This is a genomic window from Bradyrhizobium sp. BRP56 (genome assembly GCF_020194035.1).
In the GTDB taxonomy this organism is placed as follows: Bacteria; Pseudomonadota; Alphaproteobacteria; order Rhizobiales; family Xanthobacteraceae; genus Bradyrhizobium; species Bradyrhizobium australafricanum.
The window spans coordinates 38,188-57,200 of sequence record NZ_JADYVV010000051.1 but is presented as its reverse complement, the minus strand read 5'-3'; the positions used below and the strand labels follow the sequence as shown (position 1 = coordinate 57,200).

Genomic DNA, 19,013 nt, shown 5'->3' with positions numbered 1-19,013 from the left:
CGGAAGCCGGAGCGACGCATCGAAGTGCGGGACAGAGGATGAATACGCCGATGCGACTGAAGACCCCCATCCTGATTTTCACGGCGGTCGTCGTGGCGGCGCTCAGTGCGGCCGGCGTCGTGGGCTATGCCCAGCAGATGCAGCCGGCCCAGTCGCAGCCGATGCCGCTGCAGTCGGCGCCGCCCGCGCCGGCCAAAAAGCCCGCCGCCGCCGCGAAGCCGCAGCCGCACAAGCAGCGTCCGCAGGAGGCGCCGACGCCGCCGTCTGCCGCGGCATCCGTTCCGCCGCAGCAGGCGGGCCAGCAACCGACCGTGTTCGACGAGCACGCGCGGCAGGGCAACATCGTGACCTGCGCCAATCTGTTCGGGACGCTCGGCCGCGGCCTCGCGATGAACTCCAGCTACACCGCGCAGTCGCAGTGGGACGCCAAGGCCGGCAATTCGCATTCGGTGCAGTCGCTGGTCGCGCTCGCACCTAACCAGGCCAGCCAAGCCACCTCCGCCGCCAATCAGCAGGCCGCCGGTATCGTGTTTGCCGCGCCGGTTGGATCGTCCTGCGAAGGCAATCTGGTGCGGGTGACGCCGCGGACGGAGAGCTGTTCGACGGTTGCCGCCGAACTCGCCAAGCTCAACGGACAGACCGGCACGCTCGGTGATCTCGCGACGATGGCGCTGCCCAACGGCGCGCAGGTGGTGCTGATTCCGTTAGGCAACGCCTGCGTCGCGGTGACCGCGCTGCGGGTCGCCGGGTAGCGCTGCCGCTCAACCCGTTCGACCCTTGCCAGCGCCGGTCAGCCCGGCTGGCCGCGCCGCGTCGGTCTGGCCGATCTCACCAATGACGCCAGCGATGATGCCAGCGCGGATAGCCGCCGCGATAGTAGGCGTATGCCGGCCGCACCACGTGGCGATAGCGATAGCCGTAATAGGCCGGCCGGTATCCGCTATAATATGTCGTGGTGTAACCGCCGCCCCAACGATACGGCGCAGCGTAATAGCCGTCATCATAGGCATAGCCGCCGTACCCGTAATAGGCGGGCGAATAGCCGTAACCGTAGCCGTAGCCGGGGTAGCCGTAACCATAGGAATAGCCGGGATAGCCGTAGGCTGACGAGGCGAGGCCGCCGACGACTGCGCCGGCAATCAATCCGCCTGCGAGCGCGGCACCCCACCCGCCGTGTCCCCACCGTGCTTCGGCGGGCGCCGGGGCTGCGATGGCGCTCACCCCAAGCGCACCGACGGTTGCAAGAACAAGGCCTGTCTTCCTCATGGGATCCTCCTCGATGATAGTTGCCCAGCCGGTCAACGGGGCAGGGGGGCATTGGTTGCGAATGGCCGCGCGCCTGCAATGAACCTGGGCCTGCAACAAGCCTGGCGGCGAGGTGGGCGCAGTGGTGCCGCCGTTGACGGTGAAGCAAATGTTCAAGGCCGAACGGAACCTGTTCCGATCCTCCGCCGGTCGCGGATGACGATCCGCGTGAACGCGCTGACCATCGACGTGACGGCGAACCCACGCTTCATTTCAAAACGGAAAAGCGCGGCCATCGGTTCCTGCAGGTTGATCGCTCGGCAGTTCCGTTGGTGCGAAATGTCGCGTCGCGCCGGCGTCTAGGAACGGTGCGGGCGGCGACGCTGTTTCCTCACAAGGCAGGTTCACCGGTGAGTCGCGCGCGCCGCTGCGTCGTGTCGCTTCGCCGGCTTTGTTGGAACGCGGCCACGGCGCGGAGCGCGCCAGCCATTTGGCGCCGGCTTCGCAATCCGGCCAGCCGCTAAACTGCAGGAGGAATCGGTAATGCAGAGCAAGATGATGAAGAGCAAATTTCTGCTGACGACGGCCGTGCTGTTGGCCGGCGTCAGTCTCGCTTCGGCGCAGGGCATGCGCGAGGGCGGCGGCGGTAGCGAACACGGCCGCTCCGCAGGCTCGTCGGCTGGTAGTTCCGGCGGCGCAGTGCATGGCAGTCCCGGGGCATCGCGAAGCGAAGGCATGACGGTCGGTCGCGGCCAGGGTGGCGCACGAGAAAGCCAGGGCGCACGCGAGAGCGGTCGGGCTGAAGGTCAGACGGGCCGCGGTGCCGCCGAGCGCAGCCAGACCACCGGCCAGGCCCGCGAGAGCGGCCGCGCCGAGCAGGGTCAGCGCAGCCAGAGCAAGCAAGACCAGGGTAAGCAAGAGCAGACCATCGGCCAGAGCCGAAACCAGCGCGAGCAGATGGGGCGATCTGAATCCCGCGAACGCGGCAGCGCCACGACGCGGCAAAGCCAGCAGCAGCAGGAGAATCGCGCCAACACCGCGAACCGCGGCCAGGGCACCACGACCGGTCAGGGCACGGCCCAGGACAAGGCTCAAGGCAAGACTCAAGGCAAGGCAGACACGACGACCGGCCAGAGCACGACCACGGGTCAGGCAAAGGGCGCGAACACGACCACCGGTCAGGGCACATCGGCAGCACCGAATACGCGAGCCGGCCAGACCACGGGCGCGGCCGCTCCGCAGTCCGGTACGACGCAAGACCGGATGAACTCCGGACAGACCACCGGTCAGGCTCAGGGACAAGCCGGGACAACTGCTCAGACCCAGGCGCAGTCGAACGCCACGGTCCAGACCGAGGCCGGGCGCACCGTGACCGCGCAGCAGCAGAGCACGATCCAGCGCTCGGTGCTGTCGGCGCGTAACGCACCGCGCGTCAATGTCAGTACGATCAACTTCGCGGTCAATCCGGGCGTGGTGGTGCCGCGGAGGTTCAACGCGGTGTCGGTTGCCGCCTTCCCGGCGCTGATCGATGCGTTCCCGTATTATCGCGACGATAGTTTCTTCGTCGTCGAGGATGAAGTCGTGTTCCTCGATCGCGAGCGCCGCGTCGTCGACGTGGTCCCGGTCGGACCGCGGACGCGCTTCAGCCATCGCGGCGGCGGCGGTGGTGGCGGCAGCGTTGCGATGATGGACCTGAACCCGCAGCAGATCCGCGAGGTGCAGCAGGTGCTGATCGACCGCGGCCTGCTGGTCGGCGAGGCTGACGGCGTATTGGGATCGCGGACCCGCGAGGCGCTGATCACCTTCCAGCGTCAGGAGGGCATCACGACCAGCGGCAGCGTCGACACGCGCACGGTGACCGCACTCGGCCTGTCCGACAGAATCGGTCAGGGCGCGGGCGCATCGTCGACGGTCGGCCAGAGCCGCACCCAGCAGAACACGACTGGACAGACGACCGGTCAGACCAACGCGCCGCAGAACCAGTCGACCGGCCAGACCGGCACTCAGCAGCCTGCCCAGCAGAACATGACCGGGCAGACCACGGGTCAGGCGAACTCGCCGCAGAACCAGTCGACAACCGGCCAGAGCGGAAATCAGCCGTCCGCTCAGCCGCAGGCTCCGCAGCAGAACACGACGGGCCAGGCTGCACCGCAGAACCAGTCGACCGTCGGTCAGGGCAGCGGCAACCAGCCAAATGCCGGCCGGGACACGCAGTCCAGCCAGCCCAACCAGAACAACAATCCGCCGTCGTCAGGCTCAGGCCAGAGCCCGCAGTCGCCGGCGCAAAACTCCGATCGGAAATAGGATCTCTGTGCAGGAGCCCCGCTGCAGAGCGGGGCTCTTTTTTTGCGATCTTGCGATCAGTCTTTTAGTTCGGACTTCGGCACCAGGCCGAACCGGCCGTGCAATCCGCGCCAGAGGCCAGCGCACAGAACGCTCAGAAGCTTGCGCATCGAACTCCCCTCGACATCAGCCATCGTGCGATCCTGCTGATGCCGGTCGCGAAAGGACAGAACCAATTCTGAGCAGGTCTGCGCAATCTTTAAGCAAGACACTGTCGTGGCCGCGCCGCGCGCGCGGAAAAATCTCATGAGATTCAATTGCCGGCCCGCTGGCACGCCTCGTGCATCAATGGCGTCGAGTTGGCCGCTAGGGTTCCGATCTTGCGAAGCAAGGTGCTGGTCCGAGAGCAGCCGCTTGCGGGGGAGACATCCCCGCAGGTGCACGGCGGGATAAAAGCCCGGGAGACCTCGTCAGCCAAGGGATTGGCGGAGCGATGGTCTTTTCGCCAGTCCCTTTTTGTGAAATTTCGCAAGAGGGATCGGCAATGAACAAATTCGTTTTCTTCCTTCGCTCTGTTGTCATCGGCTGCGCGGTCGTGCTGGCGGCTGCGCCTGCGGCCGACGCCGCGCCGAAGAATAGCTTCAAGGTCGCCTGGTCGATCTATGTCGGGTGGATGCCGTGGGGCTATGCGGCTGACACCGGCATCGTCAAGAAATGGGCCGACAAATACGGCATCGCGATCGAGGTCAAGCAGTTCAACGACTACGTCGAATCGATCAACCAATACACCGCCGGCGGCTATGACGCCGTCACCATCACCAACATGGACGCACTCTCGATTCCGGCAGCCGGCGGCGTCGACACCACCGCGGTCGTGATGGGCGATTTCTCCAACGGCAACGACGCGGTGATCCTGAAGAACAAGAGCGATCTCGCCGCGATCAAGGGTCAGACGGTCAACCTGGTCGAGTTCTCGGTGTCGCATTATCTGCTGGCGCGCGCGCTCGAGACCAGCAAGCTGAGCGAGAAGGACGTCAAGGTCATCAACACCTCCGACGCCGATATCGCGGCCGCCTACAAGACGCCTGACGTCAGCGCGGTGGTGACCTGGAATCCGATCGTGACCGAAATCCTCGGCTCGCCCGATGCGAAGAAGGTGTTCGATTCCTCGCAGATTCCCGGCGAGATCATGGACCTGATGGTGGTGAACACCGCAGTCGCCAAGGACAATCCGGATTTCGCCAAGGCGCTGGTCGGCATCTGGTACGAGACGCTGTCCAAAATGACGGCGAACAATGCCGCGGCGAAGGCCGCCAAGGAGGCGATGGCCAAGGCTTCCGGCACCGACCTCGCCGGCTTCGACAGCCAGCTCTCGACCACAAAACTGTTCGACAAGGCGACCGATGCCGAAGCCTTCACGCGCAGCCAGACCGTTGGCGTGACCATGGATCGCGTGCGCAAGTTCCTGTTCGAGAAGGACCTGCTCGGCAAGGGCGCGAAGTCGGCCGACGCGGTCGGCATCGAGCTCGCCGACAAGTCAGTGCTCGGCGACAAGTCGAACGTCAAGCTGCGCTTCGACCCGACCTACATGGACGAGGCCGCCAAGGGCAAGCTCTGACGCCAAGCTCTGACGCGCAGCGCGTCGCCCCAAGCAGGAGCTGACCATGCGACTTGTGAACATACGGCCGGGACGGCAGACGCGGTTCTATCTGCTCGCGCTGCCGTTCCTATTGGTCGCAATCGCCTACTTCGCCGGCTCCAGCGCGCGGCTCGCGCAGAACCCGAACGACAAGCTGTTGCCGGCGCTGCCGAGCATGGTGCAGGCCGTCAAGCAGATGGCGTTCGAGGTCGACCCGCGCACCGGCGGCTATTTGATGGCCTCCGACACCGTCGCCAGCCTGGGGCGGTTGGGCTCGGCGCTGGCGATCTCGACGGTGGCTGCGCTGGTGCTCGGGATCGTGATCGGGCTGTTGCCGGGCGCCAATGCCCTGCTCGGGCCGTTCGTGTCTGTCACCTCGATGGTGCCGCCGCTGGCGCTGTTGCCGATCCTGTTCATCGTGATGGGGCTCGGGGAGAATTCCAAGATCGCGCTGATCGTGATCGGGACGCTGCCTTGCATGATCCGCGATCTCGCCATGAAGGTGCAGGAGCTGCCGCGCGAGCAGATCGTCAAGGCGCAGACGCTCGGCGCCTCGACTTGGCAGATCGCGCTGCGCGTCGCGATGCCGCAAACCCTGCCGCGGTTGATCGACGTGCTGCGCCTGCAGCTTGGGCCGGCGTGGCTGTTCCTGATCGCAGCGGAGGCGATCGCCTCCGATTCCGGGCTCGGCTACCGGATCTTCCTGGTGCGCCGCTATCTCGCGATGGACGTCATCATCCCCTACGTCGCCTGGATCACGCTCCTGGCGTTCCTGATCGATGTCGGCCTGCGCGTCATGCAGCGAAGGTTGTTTCCGTGGTTTGCCTCAGTGAGGGCGGAATGAGCGCGATCCGTTTCGACGACGTCTGGAAGGAGTATGGCGACCACATCGTGCTCGAGCGCATCACGATGGAGGTCGAGCCGCGCGCCTTCATTGCGCTGGTCGGCCCGTCCGGCTGCGGCAAGACCACGCTGCTGCGTATGCTGCTCGGCGAGGAGCAGCCGACCCGCGGCCAGATCCTGGTCGACGGCAAGCCGTTGCCTGGCGAGCCGGACGCCGACCGCGGCGTGGTGTTCCAGCGCTACTCGGTGTTTCCGCATCTGACGGTCTTGCAGAACGTCATGCTCGGGCGCGAACTGCGCGACGCCAAATTCACCGGCCGGCTGTTCGGCGCGGCGCGGCGCGCCGCCGCCGACGAAGCGATGAAGCTGCTCGCGGAGGTCGGGCTCGCCGGCCAGGAGGGCAAATATCCGTCCGCTTTGTCGGGCGGCATGCAGCAGCGGCTCGCGCTGGCGCAGGCGATCATGCGCGGCCCGAAGATCCTGCTGCTCGACGAGCCATTCGGCGCGCTAGATCCCGGTATCCGCGCCGACATCCATCTCTTGATGAAGCGGCTCTGGAACGAGACCCATCTGACGGTCGTGATGGTGACGCATGATCTCAGCGAAGCCTTCGGACTCGCGACGCGCGTGATCGCGCTGGAGCGGCAGCGCAACCGGCCCGAGGAGCGTGACCGCTACGGCGCCACGGTGTCGCGCGACCTCGAGATATTCCCACGCCGCAGTGCGGAGCTGCGGTCGTCAGTTCGACCAGCTCCGATCGGGACGACCCGGTCAGGCAAGGAGCATCAGCCGGGACGGCCCGGTGCTCTCGTCTTGAAGGAGCAACCATGATCCTCACAGAGGAACAGAAGGCCGAGATCGCGGCGCATACCCGGCGGTATAACGAGCTGAAGGCGGCGGGGCAGGAGCACGCGCCGCGGGCACTGCCGGCGCCGACTGCGCGCGACGCCGCGCCGATCGACGCCGACACGGTCATGCACCGTGAGACGATCCCCTCCGGCTGGTACTGGACCACGCGGCTGAACCGGGGCGACACCCTGCGCATCGTCAACACGTCGGGGACGTCGATCGTCAGCCTGCTCGCCTGGAACAGTGCCGACACCACCGAGCGGCTCAACCACGCCGACACCATCAAGGTGCAGTGGGCGGCGCGGCTGCAGAAGGGACGGGTGCTGCTGTCCGACATGGGGCGCGCGCTGCTCGGCATCACCGAGGACAGCAGCGGCGCGCATGATGCCGTGGTCGGCGGCTCGACCGCGGCGACCAACCTGGCCAGATACGGCGAGGGCAATTTCCGCAACACGCGCGACAACTTCGTTCTCGCCGCGGCCAAGCTTGGGCTGGATCGCCGCGACGTCCATCCCTGCGTCAGCTTCTTCGCACCGGTCGCGATCGACGCCGACGGCAAGTTTGTCTGGTCGGAGCAGCGGCGGCAGCAGGGCGATTTCGTCGATCTGCGCGCGGAAATGGAGCTTCTGATCGCGCTGTCGAACTGCCCGCATCCGCTCGATCCCGCCAGAACCTATCCGCAGGCGAGCGTGGAGATCGTGCGCTACCGCGCGGCCGCGCCCGCGGCCGACGATCTGTGCCGGACCGCCACCGCGGAAGCGGTCCGCGCCTACGAGAACAATGCGCTGTATCTCGGCGAAGCCCTGGAAGGAGCCGTGCGATGACCATGCAATCTGTTCGCACCGCCGGCCGCATCGTTCTCGATGTCGAAATTCCCGCGCGCAAGCCGTGGTCAGCGATCATCCGCAAGGGGCAGACGCTGCGGATCACCGATAGCCATGGCCAGCAGGCGGTCGACACGCTGTTCTATTGCGCCAGTGATTTCGGCGAGCGCTACTCCGGCCAGGATACGCTGCGCGCGCAGGGCTCGGCCTATGTCGGGCTCGGCACCAGGATCATGTCCAACGAAGGCCGCGTGATGCTGCGCGTCACGGCCGACAGTTGCGGCCTGCACGACACCTCGGCGGGCGCCTGCTCCTGCGAGAGCAACACCGTGCGGTTCGGGCACCAGACCCGCTACCAGCACGCCTGCCGCGAGAATTTCGTGATCGAGGCCGCGAAATACGGCATGTCGAAGCGGGATATCGTGCCGAACCTGAACTTCTTCATGAACGTGCCGATCGATCCCGCCGGCAATTTCACCGTGGTCGATGGCGTCTCCAAGCCGGGCGACGCCATCGAGCTGGTCGCCGAGATGGACGTGCTGTGCCTGATCTCGAACTGTCCGCAGATCAACAACCCCTGCAACGGATTCTTTCCGACGCCGGTTCAGGTGACGATCTTCGACGTCGCGATCGTCGAGCCGGAGGCGTGAGGCATGTTCAGCAAGGTCCTGATTGCCAACCGCGGCGAGATCGCCGGGCGGATCGGCAGAACATTGCGCCGCATGGGCATCTCTTCGGTCGCGGTCTATTCCGACGCCGACCGCTTCACGCGGCCGGTGCTCGACGCCGACGAGGCGGTGCGGATCGGTCCGGCGCCTGCCGCGGAGAGCTACCTCAATGTCGATGCGATCATGGCGGCGTGCCTTGCCACCGGCGCGCAGGCGGTGCACCCCGGTTACGGCTTCCTGTCAGAGAACCGCCGTTTCGCCGAACGGCTCGCCGAGCACGGCATCAAGTTCATCGGGCCGCGGCCTGAGCATCTCGACGCCTTCGGCCTCAAGCACAAGGCACGCGAGATCGCCGAGCGCAGCGGCGTGCCATTGTTGCCGGGCTCCGGTCTACTGGAGACCCTCGACGAGGCGGTGCAACAGGCTGAAGCGATAGGCTTCCCGGTGATGCTGAAGTCCACGGCGGGCGGCGGCGGCATCGGGATGCAGCTGTGCCACGACATGGCGACGCTGCGCGAACGCTTCGAATCGGTGCAGCGGACGGCGCGGGCAAGCTTCGGCGACGCCCGGGTCTATCTCGAGCGGTTCGTTGCGCGCGCGCGGCATATCGAGGTGCAGATCTTCGGCAATGGCAAGGGCGACGTGGTCGCGCTCGGCGAGCGCGATTGCTCGCTGCAGCGGCGCAACCAGAAGGTCTTTGAGGAGACGCCCGCGCCGGGGCTGTCGGCCGACATCCGCCGGCAGCTGCACGCGGCCGCGGTGTCGCTCGGCAAGGCCGTGTCGTACGAGTCCGCCGGCACCGTGGAGTTCATCTACGACGTCGAGCGCGACGATTTCTATTTCCTCGAGGTGAACACCCGCCTGCAGGTCGAGCATCCCGTCACCGAGCAGGTCACCGGCGTCGACCTCGTCGAATGGATGATCCGGCAGGCGGCCGGCGAGGATGTGCTCGGCCAGGCGGGCGCGCTTGCACCAAAGGGCGCGGCGATCGAGGTGCGGCTCTATGCCGAGAACCCGGGTGCCGGCTTCCGACCGAGCGCGGGCCGGCTGACGCGGGTCAGCTTTTCGCCGGATGCGCGAATCGACGGCTGGATCGAGACCGGCACCGAAGTGTCGCCGTTCTACGATCCGATGCTGGCCAAGATCATCGTTTCAGCCGAGACGCGCGAGGCCGCGATCGCGCGGCTTTCGAAGGCGTTGGACGATACGGTCGTCGCCGGCATCGAGACCAATCTGGACTATCTGCGTGCGATCGCGGCGTCCGACGTGTTCCGCAGCGGGCAAGTGGCGACCAGTGTGCTTGGCGAATTCGGCTATCGCCCGCGCACCCTCGACGTGGTCGCGCCGGGGGCGCAAAGCGGAGTGCAGGAATTGCCCGGCCGGCTGCATCTCTGGCATGTCGGCGTACCGCCGAGCGGCCCCATGGACGAACGCTCGTTTCGCCTCGCCAATCGCGTGGTCGGCAATCCGGAGACGACGACCGCACTGGAGCTGACGGTCAACGGGCCGACCTTGCGCTTCAACACCGATGCGATCGTCGCTCTGTCTGGCGCGCAGATGAAGGCATCGCTCGACGGCGCTGATGTCGCCTACGATGAACCGCTCGCGATACGCGCCAGCCAGACGCTTGCCATCGGCAGCATCAAGGGCCCGGGCCAGCGCACATACCTCGCCGTGCGCGGCGGCATCGACGTGCCCGAAATTCTCGGGTCGCGTGCCGTGTTTGCGCTCGGCGCGTTCGGCGGCCATGCGACGGGATCGCTGAAGGCCGGCGACGTCTTGCATATCGGTGCCGGGCCATCGGGCCCTGCGGCGCCGCGGCGCGCCGCGGAGGACGAGCGGCCGCAGCTCACATCGGCCTGGCAGGTCGGCGTCGTCTATGGCCCGCACGGCGCGCCGGATTTCTTCCTCGACGAGGATATCGAGACGCTGTTCGCGGCGAGCTATGAGGTGCATTTCAACAGCGCCCGCACCGGCGTGCGGCTGATCGGGCCGAAGCCGCGCTGGGCCCGCGCCGACGGCGGCGAGGCCGGGCTGCATCCGTCGAACATCCATGACAACGCCTATGCGGCCGGCTCGATCGACTTCACCGGCGACATGCCGATCATTCTCGGGCCCGACGGACCAAGCCTCGGCGGCTTCGTCTGTCCGGCCGTTGTCGCCCGCGACGAACTCTGGAAGGTCGGCCAGCTCCGGCCCGGCGACACGGTCCGCTTCGTGCCGGTTAAACGCGACGATCCGGTTGCCGGCCCCACGGTGCTGCGCGCGCCCGAGCTCGGATCGGCGATCATCGGTCGGAATGACGACGGCCCGATTCCGGTGGTCTACCGCCGCGCCGGCGACGACAATCTGCTGGTCGAATATGGTCCGATGGAGCTCGACATCGCGCTGCGGCTGCGCGTGCATGTGCTGGCGCAGGCGCTGGAAGAGGCGAAGCTCAGTGGCCTGATCGATCTGACGCCCGGCATCCGCTCGCTGCAGATCCATTATGACGGCACCGCGTTGTCGCGAACGAAGCTGCTCGACGTGCTCAAGCGGATCGAGCGCGAATTGCCGCCGGTCGACGCGATGCGCGTGCCGAGCCGCACCGTGCATCTGCCGCTGTCGTGGCGCGATCCGGAGGCCGAGCTTGCGATGCGCAAATATCAGGAGCTGGTCCGCGCGGATGCGCCATGGTGTCCGTCGAATGTCGAGTTCATCCGGCGCATCAATGGGCTTGCAAGCGAGGACGATGTCCGCCGCATCGTGTTCGACGCGGATTATTTCGTGCTCGGCCTCGGCGACGTCTATCTCGGCGCGCCGGTGGCGACGCCGCTCGACCCGCGGCATCGGCTGGTGACCACGAAGTACAACCCGGCGCGGACCTGGACGCCGGAAAACGCGGTCGGCATCGGCGGCGCCTATATGTGCATCTACGGCATGGAAGGGCCGGGCGGCTACCAGCTGTTCGGCCGCACTATCCAGGTCTGGAACACCTGGCGCACCACGCGGGTGTTCGAACCGGGCCATCCCTGGCTGCTGCGGTTCTTCGACAAGATCCGCTTCTTCCCGGTCGACGCCGATGAACTCCTCGACGCCCGCGCCGCGTTCCCGCACGGGCAGTATGACATCAGGATCGAAGAGGGCGAGTTCTCCTACGCCGACTATGCCAGGACACTGGCCGACGCGAAGCCGTCAATCGCCGCGTTCAAGGCAACGCAGCAGGCCGCGTTCGACGCCGAGCGCCAGCGCTGGCGCGAGATGAAGCTCGACGAGGCGCCGGCTGAAACGATCGATGCGGCAGCCGCCGCGACGGGGATTCCCGACGGTCAGATTGGCGCGTTCTCCGAAGTGCCCGGCAACATCTGGAAGGTGCTGGTCGAGGAAGGCGCCAAGGTCGCGGCCGGCGACGTGCTGGCCATCATCGAGTCCATGAAGATGGAGATCTCCGTGCACGCACCCGCGGCGGGCCGCATCGCCTCGGTGCCGGTGAAGCCCGGCCAGACGCTGCGCGCGGGCGACGTGGTGGCGTTGCTCCGGCCGGGCTAGCGCGGCTACAGCCGCGCTTAGTCCTTGGGATCGGCCGGTGGGACGAGCGGAGCGGGCGTCTCGACTTCTTTCTCCACCCGCTGCCGGCCTTGATGATCAATTGACGCGTTTTGCCTTAACATCCGATCGATCTTCATCCTCACGCGGCGTGCCGCCAGCAATCCAAGGACCGCCTGGACCGTTCCCGAGTAGTTGCGATCGCCGATGGAGAACGAGTAACGCCAGGTGCCGGCGGTCTCGCCTTCAATGATCGTGTAATGAATTGAACGATGAATGCCGCTATGCCGGGCGGGTGTTTGTCCAACCACGACCTAGCTCATATGGCTGTTCGCTTCGGCGCCAATCGCCTGCCCCAGCGAATTTGCATGCTTGACCAAGCCCATGACGAGTTCGCCCCTGCGCGGGCCCATTGGAAGCTGACTGCCGTCGTTTCAAGGCAGAAATGGAGTGGCCGCGGAGCAATCGGCTAGACGATTTGCGTCCGTTGCGTCTTGTGATCCTGGGTCGTTAAATTGCGAGATGGTGTCAGACCGGATGCCGCGAACCCATGAGCTCGTTTGACCTAGGTCAAGATACGATCCCGGAAGCTCCCGACGTTGAGCCACGAACACAGTTCGGTGCCGAATGAAAGCCACCCCACGCGTTGCTAGCGCCTTGCCGTCGATACCGAGCTCTGCCGGGGGAATCGCGCGTCTCGCATGTGCCCGGCTGCGCGACGCGCAGGTTGATCCGGTCCCGATCGTGTCAGCTGCAGGCCTGGCAATCGACGACGTCGAGGACCGCAAGCGCCGCATCGATGCACGAGCGCAGGTCAGGCTGCTCGAACTCGCCGCAAGGGAATTGCAGGACGACTGCTTCGGACTCCATCTGGCTCAAGGCTTCGAGCTGGGCGAGATCGGGCTTCTGTACTACGTCATGGCTTCATCGGAGCATCTCGTTGACGCCTTGCAAATCGGCGGACGCTACTGCGCGATCAACAACGAGGGTGTGCGGTTGCGAAGCTCGCTGGATCGCGGCTTCGCCATCGGGTTCGAATATGTCAACATCGATCGGTCGTCGGATCGTCACCATGCGGAATTCTGGCTGGTTGCGCTGATCCGTATTTGCCGCGCACTGACTGACGGCAGGCTGGTCCCGAAGCAAATCAAGTTGAAGCACTCCAGACGAGAAACGCCGTCGGATGTGCGATCTCTTCTTGGATGCGAGATCGAATTTGCAGCGGACAGCGACGAGCTTTTGTTTCCGTCCCGGATCGGCGCGTTGCCTGTCGTGGGGGCCGATTTGCATCTCAACAGGATGTTGCTTCAATATGCCGACGAAGCGCTTCGTAACCGGGCACCGAGACGAAGCAGCGTGCAGTCACGCGTCGAAGGACACATCGCCCAGTTGCTACCGCACGGCAAAGCCAATGCCGAGGCGGTCGCGCGTCGTCTTGGCATGAGCCGGAGAACTCTCGCTCGAGCATTGTCGTCGGAGGGGGTGGACTTCTCAGACGTTCTCAAGGCGTTTCGAATTGCCCTTGCCCGCCATTACCTCGAAGATGAGGAGCTGCCGATTTCGAAGATCGCATGGTTGTTGGGCTACAGCGAGGTCTCTTCCTTCACACATGCGTTCGTCCGCTGGACCGGCCTCACGCCGAGGGCCTATCGCAGCTCGAATGGCGATCGGTGATGGGCTGACACCAGCTCTCAACTAGCTGGCACAGACTAGCAAGACCTGGCGGAGCGTCCTCCGCTAGGGCAGTCCCATGCAGTCGAACCTCCTGTCCCAGCTCGCGTGTCGCTGTCGCCGCGCTTCGGCCGTGGTTTTCGGTCCCATGACCGGGGACGACTGGCTATTCCTGGCTTCGATAATTTGTTTCCACAGTCTCTTGGTCGCGCTGGTCTGGGTCGTGTTCGCGAACTGACTGATGGCGCTGTTAAGCCGACTTTCGATTGCGTCGTCTATTCGCCGGCCGCCGCCTCAAACCTCGAGCCATTCCTCGCGAACGGCGGCATTGCTCTTGAGCTGGTCGGGGGTGCCTTCGAACACTACGCGGCCGTGGCCCATGATGTAGACCCGGTTGGAGATCTTCATCGCGATCGACAGCTTCTGCTCGACGAGGAGAATCGCAACGCCGGCCTTGGCGATCCGCGCGATCAGCTCACCGACCTGCTGCACGATCAGCGGTGCGAGGCCTTCGGTCGGCTCGTCGATCATCATCAATTCGGGGTCGCCGAGCAGCGTGCGGCAGGTGGTCAGCATCTGCTTCTCGCCGCCCGACAGCACGCCCGCCGGCGTGTCGGCGCGCGCGGCGAGGTTCGGGAACATGTCGAGCATCTCCTGCAGCCGCCACTTGCCGGGGCGGCGCGGGTCCTTGATGCCGAGGATCAGGTTCTGGCGAACCGTCAGGCTCGGGAAGATGTCGCGATGCTCGGGCACATAGCCGAGCCCAAGGCGCGCGATCTTGTGGCTCGGAAGACCTGAGATATCCTGGCCCTTGAAGCGGATGGTGCCCTGCGGCGGCACCTCGCCCATGATCGCCTTGACGGTGGTGGAGCGGCCGACGCCGTTGCGCCCGAGCAGGCTGACGACCTCGCCGGCCGCGATGTCGAGATCGACGCCCTGCAGGATGTGGCTCTTGCCGTAATAGGCGTGAAGATTCCTGACCTCGAGCATCAGTCGACCTCCTCGCCGAGATAGGCTTCCTTGACCTTCGGATTGCCGCGGATCTCCTCCGGCGTGCCGGAGGCGATGATGTGGCCGTAGACCAAGACCGAGATGCGGTCGGCGAGGCCGAACACCACGCTCATGTCGTGCTCGACGATGACGAGCGTGCGCCCCTCGGTGAGACGGCGGATCAGCGCGACGGCGCGCTCGGTCTCGGCGTGGCTCATGCCCGCGGTCGGCTCGTCCAGCATGATGACGCTGGCGCCGCCCGCGATCGTGATGCCGATCTCGAGCTCGCGCTGCTCGGCATAGGTCAAGAGGCCCGCCGGCACGTCGCGGCGGTGGCTGAGATGGATGTCGTCGAGGATCTGCGCGGTACGCTGCTTCACCTCGGGCAGATTGTCGACGTTCTTCCAGAACGCGTAGCGGTGGCCGGTCGCCCACAGCACGGCGCAGCGGACGTTCTCCCACACCGTCATGCGCGCGAACACGTTGGTGACCTGGAACGAGCGCGACAGCCCGCGCCGGTTGATCTCGAATGGTCTGAGGCCCGAGGTCACCTCGCCGTTGAGGCGGATCTCGCCCGAGGTCGGCTTGATGTGGCCGGAGATCAGGTTGAACGTCGTCGACTTGCCGGCGCCGTTCGGGCCGATGATGGCGTGACGCTCGCCCTTGGCGACGCTCAGGTTGAGATCGCGGATGATGGCGACATTGCCGAAGCTCTTCTCGACGGCGTTGACTTGGATGGCTGCGGTCATGCGAGATACCCCCGGTCACGGGCCACCGTCGCGGCGCGGTCCCAGGCTTCCGCAACGCGCCGCCAAGTGATGCGCGCGACCAGGAAGCCGCCGACGAGCAGGACCGCCGCGGCCGCCCAGGTCGTCGGCGCGGTGGCGACGAAGGGAACGCCGAGCAGGTTGATCACATCGCCGCCCGAGAAGCGCGCAACGGTTTCGATGGTCAGGATGATGCCGAGCGCCAGCGCCAGCGTCGGGATCGTCGCGACCAGATAGGACGGGATCACGGTGCCGAGGGTCCCGGCGCGGATCAGCGGACGATGCTTCATCAGGATGCCGGCGATGCCGCCGGGCGCGAACATCACGATGCCGATGAAGATGATGCCGAAATAAAGCTGCCAGACCGAGGTGACGCTGGTCAGCCCGAGCTGCAGATAGGTCACCAGGATGGCGCCGAGAATCGGACCGAAGAAATAGGCGGTGCCGCCGATGAACGCGGAGAACAGCACGAGGCCCGATTGCGTCGCGCCGAGATAGGCCGAGTTGGCGATCTCGAAATTGATCGCCGCCAGCCCTCCGGCAATGCCGGCGAAGAAGCCGGCGAACATGTAGGCGAGATAGCGCACCACATGCGGATCGTAGCCGATGAACTCGACGCGCTCCGGATTGTCGCGCACCGCGTTGCAGATCCGCCCGAGCGGCGTGCGGGTCAGCGCATACATCGCAATCGCCGACACCATCACCCAGAACGCGATCAGGTAATAGACCTGGATCTGCGGCCCGAAGGTCCAGCCGAACATCGGCATCAGCGAGGTGCGGTCGGTGGTGATGCCGGATTCGCCGCCGAACACGCTGCGCAGGATCAGCGACGACGAGGCGACCAGTTCGCCGATGCCGAGCGAGATCATCGCGAACACGGTGCCGGCGCGCTTGGTCATGACCCAGCCGACGAGGAGGGCGAACGCCATGCCGCCGATGCCGCCGACCAGCGGGATCACCGGCAGCGGAATCGGCCAGTTGTGGCTCGCGACCGCGTTCATGACGTGCACGGCGAGGAAGCCGCCGAGGCCGTACTGCACGGCGTGTCCGAACGACAGCAGCCCGGTCTGGCCGAGCAGGATGTTGTAGGACAGCGCAAAGATGATCGCGATGCCGATCAGGCTGAACGAGGTCAGCGAGCCGCCGGTGCCGAACACCAGCGGCAGCACGACGAGCGCGACCGCGGCGAGCAGCCAGACACCATAGAAGCTCAAGGCGCTGCCGGGCTCCTGCTTGGCCGCAGCGATGGAGGGCGTGGAAGCGTTGCTCATGACTCGCGCGTCCCCAATAGGCCCATGGGGCGGAAGATCAGGACCAGCACCAGCAGCACATAAGGCAGGATCGGCGCGATCTGCGCGATCGTGACGTTCCAGATGTCCGTGAGCGGCGAGGGGCCGAGGCTCGGATCGAGCGGGCCGAACACGCTGGCGAGCGAGCCGTTCAAAGCAACTGCAAAGGTCTGGATCAAGCCGATCAGGAGCGAAGCGATGAAGGCGCCGGGCAGCGAGCCGAGGCCGCCGAACACGATGACGACGAACAGGATCGGGCCGAGCAGCGCGGCCATGTCGGACTGCGTCACCAGCGAGGGACCGGCGATGACGCCGGCGAGACCCGCAAGCGCGCTGCCGACGCCGAACACCAGCATGAACACGCGTCCGACATTGTGGCCGAGATGGCCGACCATGCTCGGATGGGTCAGCGCGGCCTGCACGATCAGGCCGACGCGCGTCTTCTTCAAGGTGACCAGCAGCGCGATGAAGATCACGACCGAGATCACCAGCATGAAGATCTTGTAGGCGGGGTAATTGGTGGAGAACACGGTGAAGGCGGGGAAGTCGAGCGCCGCCGGGACGCGGTAGTCCACCGGGCTCTTGCCCCAGATCATCGAGACGATCTCTTCGATCGCGAACGCGAGTCCGAAGGTCAGCAGCAGTTCGGCAACATGGCCGTGCTTGTGGGTGTTGCGCAGACCGTAGCGCTCGACCGCCATGCCGACCGCGCCGACCAGCAGCGGCGCCAGCACCAGGGCCGGCCAGAATCCGATCCAGCGGGTGAGCTGAAAGCCGAAGAACGCGCCGAGCATGTAGAAGCTGGCATGCGCGAAGTTCAGCACGCCCATCATGCTGAAGATGACGGTGAGCCCGCTGGACAACAGGAACAGCAGCATGCCGAACAGGACGCCGTTGAGCGTCGAGATGACGATCAGCTCAGCCACGGCGCACTCGCTTGAGACTGGAACGGTTCACGTGATCAGACCTGTCGAAGGAAAGGAGCTTACCTGTCATTCCGGGCGATGCGAAGCATCGAACCCGGAAAGACGAAATTCCGGGTTCGCTCGCTGGCGCGAGCGCCCCGGAATGACCGAAGTGGCCGATCAGGGCCGCTTCATGTTGCAGGTGGTCGGAAGCATCGTCTGCGCGGTGTCGATCTTGGACACGATGCGCCAGCCCCAGCCGGTGTTTTCCTCGTCGAACGGCTCCTTGGTCTTGTCGGCCAGCGCGCCGAACGAGGAGATGTAGATCGGCTGGAAGAACTGGTGGTCGTCCTTGCGGATGAAGCCCTCGCCGCCGTCGAACACTTCGAACTTCATGCCTTCGAGTGCGGCCGCGACCTTCACCGGATCGATCGAATTGGCCTTCTCGGCGGCCGCCTTGAACATCCGCATTTCGTTGACCGCGCGCGGATACCAGACGGAAATGCCGGTCTTGGCGCGGAAGTCCTTCTCGAAATCCATCGCCGCCTTGTTGCCGGAGTTCGGGACGCCTTCGCTGATCTGGAACACCTGGCCCTCGAGGCCGGCCTGCTTGACTGCGGTCGGTCCGCCGGCGCCGCCGGCATAATAGGTGTACCAGTTGACCTTGAGGCCGGCGTCAGCCGCCGCCTTCAGCAGCAGCGCGAAGTCCTGGCCCCAGTTGCCGGTCACGACGGTGTCGGCGCCGGACGCCTTGATCTTGGCGATGTAGGGCGAGAAGTCGGTGACCTTGAGCATCGGGTGCAGTTCGTCGCCGACGACCTGGATATCCGGCCGCTTTTCGCCCAGCATCTTGCGCGCCGTGGTGCGCACCGACTGGCCGAACGAATAGTCCATGTTGATCAGGTAGACCTTCTTGATGGACGGCTGGCCCTTCATGTAGTTGGTCAGCGCTTCCATCTTGATGTCCGAGTTCGCATCCCAGCGGAAATGCCAGTAGCTGCACTTCTCGTTGGTCATCGCCGGATCGACCGCGGCGTAGTTGAAGTAGAGCACTTCCTTGCCGGGATTGCGCGAATTGTGCTTGGTGACGAAGTCTTCCAGCGCCGCGCCGACCGACGAGCCGTTGCCCTGGGTGATGTAGTGGACGCCGGCGTCGACCGCCTTCTGCGCCTGCACCAGGCTTTCCTGCGGATTGGTCTTGTTGTCGAGCGGGACGATCTCGACCTTGTGGCCGAGGATGCCGCCCTTGGCGTTCAACTCGTCGGCGAGATACTGAAACGTCTTCAGGCCGCCTTCGCCAACGCTGGCGCCGCCGCCGGAGAGCGGATCGATATAGCCGATCTTGATGGATTCCTGCGCGGACGCCGCGCCTCCCAATACCGTCAGCGCTGCCGCGGCGGCAACGATCAGCCTATGCATCCTGCGTTCTCCCTTGCTCGTGTTTCTTGATCTTTAGCGATCGAGGCCGTCTCATAACCCCAATCGCCGAGCCTTCGCAACTTTCGCTTTGAATAC

At 65.4% G+C, this 19,013-nt stretch carries 17 protein-coding genes and 1 riboswitch; of the genes, 10 read left to right on the top strand and 7 right to left on the bottom strand.

The genetic code is table 11. From position 1 onward, the window contains the following. Positions 1-50 precede the first annotated feature (50 nt). Positions 51-752, top strand: coding sequence for a hypothetical protein (locus I6F38_RS29885; RefSeq protein ID WP_225162916.1), 702 nt, complete (start codon positions 51-53; stop codon positions 750-752). 76 nt (positions 753-828) lie between these two features. On the opposite strand, the gene I6F38_RS29880 is transcribed toward I6F38_RS29885, so the two are convergent. Beyond that, entirely contained in the window at positions 829-1,266 is a 438-nt protein-coding gene (locus I6F38_RS29880) for a hypothetical protein (RefSeq protein WP_225162915.1), read from the bottom strand. A gap of 78 nt (positions 1,267-1,344) precedes the next feature. Here I6F38_RS29880 and I6F38_RS29875 point away from each other — a divergent pair, with 78 nt between their 5' ends. From I6F38_RS29875 to uca, 8 genes are all read left to right on the top strand, one after another. Then, entirely contained in the window at positions 1,345-1,608 is a 264-nt protein-coding gene (locus I6F38_RS29875) for a hypothetical protein (protein ID WP_225162914.1), read from the top strand. A gap of 180 nt (positions 1,609-1,788) precedes the next feature. Beyond that, positions 1,789-3,549 carry a peptidoglycan-binding domain-containing protein gene (locus I6F38_RS29870; RefSeq protein WP_225162913.1) on the top strand — a complete coding sequence of 587 codons (1,761 nt, stop codon included), beginning with the start codon at positions 1,789-1,791 and terminating at the stop codon, positions 3,547-3,549. A gap of 334 nt (positions 3,550-3,883) precedes the next feature. Next, positions 3,884-3,994, top strand: a riboswitch (guanidine-I (ykkC/yxkD leader). Positions 3,995-4,072: 78 nt separating this feature from the next. Further along, positions 4,073-5,146 (top strand): putative urea ABC transporter substrate-binding protein, encoded by a 1,074-nt coding sequence (locus tag I6F38_RS29865; protein ID WP_225162912.1) that lies wholly within the window; start codon positions 4,073-4,075, stop codon positions 5,144-5,146. 46 nt (positions 5,147-5,192) lie between these two features. After that, positions 5,193-6,011, top strand: coding sequence for an ABC transporter permease (locus tag I6F38_RS29860; RefSeq protein WP_225162911.1), 819 nt, complete (start codon positions 5,193-5,195; stop codon positions 6,009-6,011). After that, positions 6,008-6,841 (top strand): ABC transporter ATP-binding protein, encoded by an 834-nt coding sequence (locus I6F38_RS29855; protein WP_225162910.1) that lies wholly within the window; start codon positions 6,008-6,010, stop codon positions 6,839-6,841. Before I6F38_RS29860 ends, I6F38_RS29855 begins: the two co-directional genes overlap by 4 nt. Beyond that, positions 6,838-7,683: an urea amidolyase associated protein UAAP1 gene (locus I6F38_RS29850; protein ID WP_225162909.1), complete on the top strand. Its 846-nt coding sequence runs from the start codon at positions 6,838-6,840 to the stop codon at positions 7,681-7,683. The genes I6F38_RS29855 and I6F38_RS29850 overlap by 4 nt, the downstream gene beginning before the upstream one ends. Next, positions 7,680-8,333, top strand: coding sequence for an urea amidolyase associated protein UAAP2 (locus tag I6F38_RS29845; RefSeq protein WP_225162908.1), 654 nt, complete (start codon positions 7,680-7,682; stop codon positions 8,331-8,333). Before I6F38_RS29850 ends, I6F38_RS29845 begins: the two co-directional genes overlap by 4 nt. 3 nt (positions 8,334-8,336) lie before the next feature. After that, entirely contained in the window at positions 8,337-11,879 is a 3,543-nt protein-coding gene (gene uca, locus I6F38_RS29840; protein WP_225162907.1) for an urea carboxylase, read from the top strand. A 17-nt stretch (positions 11,880-11,896) separates the two neighbouring features. On the opposite strand, the gene I6F38_RS29835 is transcribed toward uca, so the two are convergent. Further along, positions 11,897-12,187 carry a hypothetical protein gene (locus tag I6F38_RS29835; protein ID WP_225162906.1) on the bottom strand — a complete coding sequence of 97 codons (291 nt, stop codon included), beginning with the start codon at positions 12,185-12,187 and terminating at the stop codon, positions 11,897-11,899. A 316-nt stretch (positions 12,188-12,503) separates the two neighbouring features. Here I6F38_RS29835 and I6F38_RS29830 point away from each other — a divergent pair, with 316 nt between their 5' ends. Continuing rightward, complete coding sequence (locus tag I6F38_RS29830) at positions 12,504-13,550, top strand: AraC family transcriptional regulator (protein ID WP_225162905.1); 1,047 nt, start codon at positions 12,504-12,506, stop codon at positions 13,548-13,550. A 291-nt stretch (positions 13,551-13,841) separates the two neighbouring features. Here the strand turns inward: I6F38_RS29830 and I6F38_RS29825 are convergent, their stop codons facing one another. The 5 genes from I6F38_RS29825 to I6F38_RS29805 all read right to left on the bottom strand — a co-directional run bounded on the left by I6F38_RS29825 (position 13,842) and on the right by I6F38_RS29805 (position 18,917). After that, positions 13,842-14,537 (bottom strand): ABC transporter ATP-binding protein, encoded by a 696-nt coding sequence (locus I6F38_RS29825; RefSeq protein WP_225162904.1) that lies wholly within the window; start codon positions 14,535-14,537, stop codon positions 13,842-13,844. After that, the gene (locus I6F38_RS29820; RefSeq protein ID WP_028332917.1) at positions 14,537-15,286 is read right to left on the bottom strand and encodes an ABC transporter ATP-binding protein; all 750 of its coding nucleotides are present in this window, start codon (positions 15,284-15,286) and stop codon (positions 14,537-14,539) included. Before I6F38_RS29820 ends, I6F38_RS29825 begins: the two co-directional genes overlap by 1 nt. Continuing rightward, complete coding sequence (locus tag I6F38_RS29815; protein ID WP_225162903.1) at positions 15,283-16,575, bottom strand: branched-chain amino acid ABC transporter permease; 1,293 nt, start codon at positions 16,573-16,575, stop codon at positions 15,283-15,285. Before I6F38_RS29815 ends, I6F38_RS29820 begins: the two co-directional genes overlap by 4 nt. After that, positions 16,572-17,519 carry a branched-chain amino acid ABC transporter permease gene (locus I6F38_RS29810; protein ID WP_016847025.1) on the bottom strand — a complete coding sequence of 316 codons (948 nt, stop codon included), beginning with the start codon at positions 17,517-17,519 and terminating at the stop codon, positions 16,572-16,574. Before I6F38_RS29810 ends, I6F38_RS29815 begins: the two co-directional genes overlap by 4 nt. Before the next feature lie 159 nt (positions 17,520-17,678). After that, a complete protein-coding gene (locus I6F38_RS29805) occupies positions 17,679-18,917 on the bottom strand; it encodes a branched-chain amino acid ABC transporter substrate-binding protein (protein ID WP_057017914.1) in 1,239 nt (412 codons plus the stop codon). Positions 18,918-19,013: the final 96 nt, after the last annotated feature.

Excerpts from the sequence above, each read along its gene's own strand:
- I6F38_RS29885 (WP_225162916.1), top strand. The coding sequence starts at position 51 with ATGCGACTGAAGACCCCCATCCTGATTTTCACGGCGGTCGTCGTGGCG.
- I6F38_RS29880 (WP_225162915.1), bottom strand. The coding sequence starts at position 1,266 with ATGAGGAAGACAGGCCTTGTTCTTGCAACCGTCGGTGCGCTTGGGGTG.
- I6F38_RS29875 (WP_225162914.1), top strand. The coding sequence starts at position 1,345 with ATGAACCTGGGCCTGCAACAAGCCTGGCGGCGAGGTGGGCGCAGTGGT.
- I6F38_RS29870 (WP_225162913.1), top strand. The coding sequence starts at position 1,789 with ATGCAGAGCAAGATGATGAAGAGCAAATTTCTGCTGACGACGGCCGTG.
- I6F38_RS29865 (WP_225162912.1), top strand. The coding sequence starts at position 4,073 with ATGAACAAATTCGTTTTCTTCCTTCGCTCTGTTGTCATCGGCTGCGCG.
- I6F38_RS29860 (WP_225162911.1), top strand. The coding sequence starts at position 5,193 with ATGCGACTTGTGAACATACGGCCGGGACGGCAGACGCGGTTCTATCTG.
- I6F38_RS29855 (WP_225162910.1), top strand. The coding sequence starts at position 6,008 with ATGAGCGCGATCCGTTTCGACGACGTCTGGAAGGAGTATGGCGACCAC.
- I6F38_RS29850 (WP_225162909.1), top strand. The coding sequence starts at position 6,838 with ATGATCCTCACAGAGGAACAGAAGGCCGAGATCGCGGCGCATACCCGG.
- I6F38_RS29845 (WP_225162908.1), top strand. The coding sequence starts at position 7,680 with ATGACCATGCAATCTGTTCGCACCGCCGGCCGCATCGTTCTCGATGTC.
- uca (WP_225162907.1), top strand. The coding sequence starts at position 8,337 with ATGTTCAGCAAGGTCCTGATTGCCAACCGCGGCGAGATCGCCGGGCGG.
- I6F38_RS29830 (WP_225162905.1), top strand. The coding sequence starts at position 12,504 with ATGAAAGCCACCCCACGCGTTGCTAGCGCCTTGCCGTCGATACCGAGC.
- I6F38_RS29825 (WP_225162904.1), bottom strand. The coding sequence starts at position 14,537 with ATGCTCGAGGTCAGGAATCTTCACGCCTATTACGGCAAGAGCCACATC.
- I6F38_RS29820 (WP_028332917.1), bottom strand. The coding sequence starts at position 15,286 with ATGACCGCAGCCATCCAAGTCAACGCCGTCGAGAAGAGCTTCGGCAAT.
- I6F38_RS29815 (WP_225162903.1), bottom strand. The coding sequence starts at position 16,575 with ATGAGCAACGCTTCCACGCCCTCCATCGCTGCGGCCAAGCAGGAGCCC.
- I6F38_RS29805 (WP_057017914.1), bottom strand. The coding sequence starts at position 18,917 with ATGCATAGGCTGATCGTTGCCGCCGCGGCAGCGCTGACGGTATTGGGA.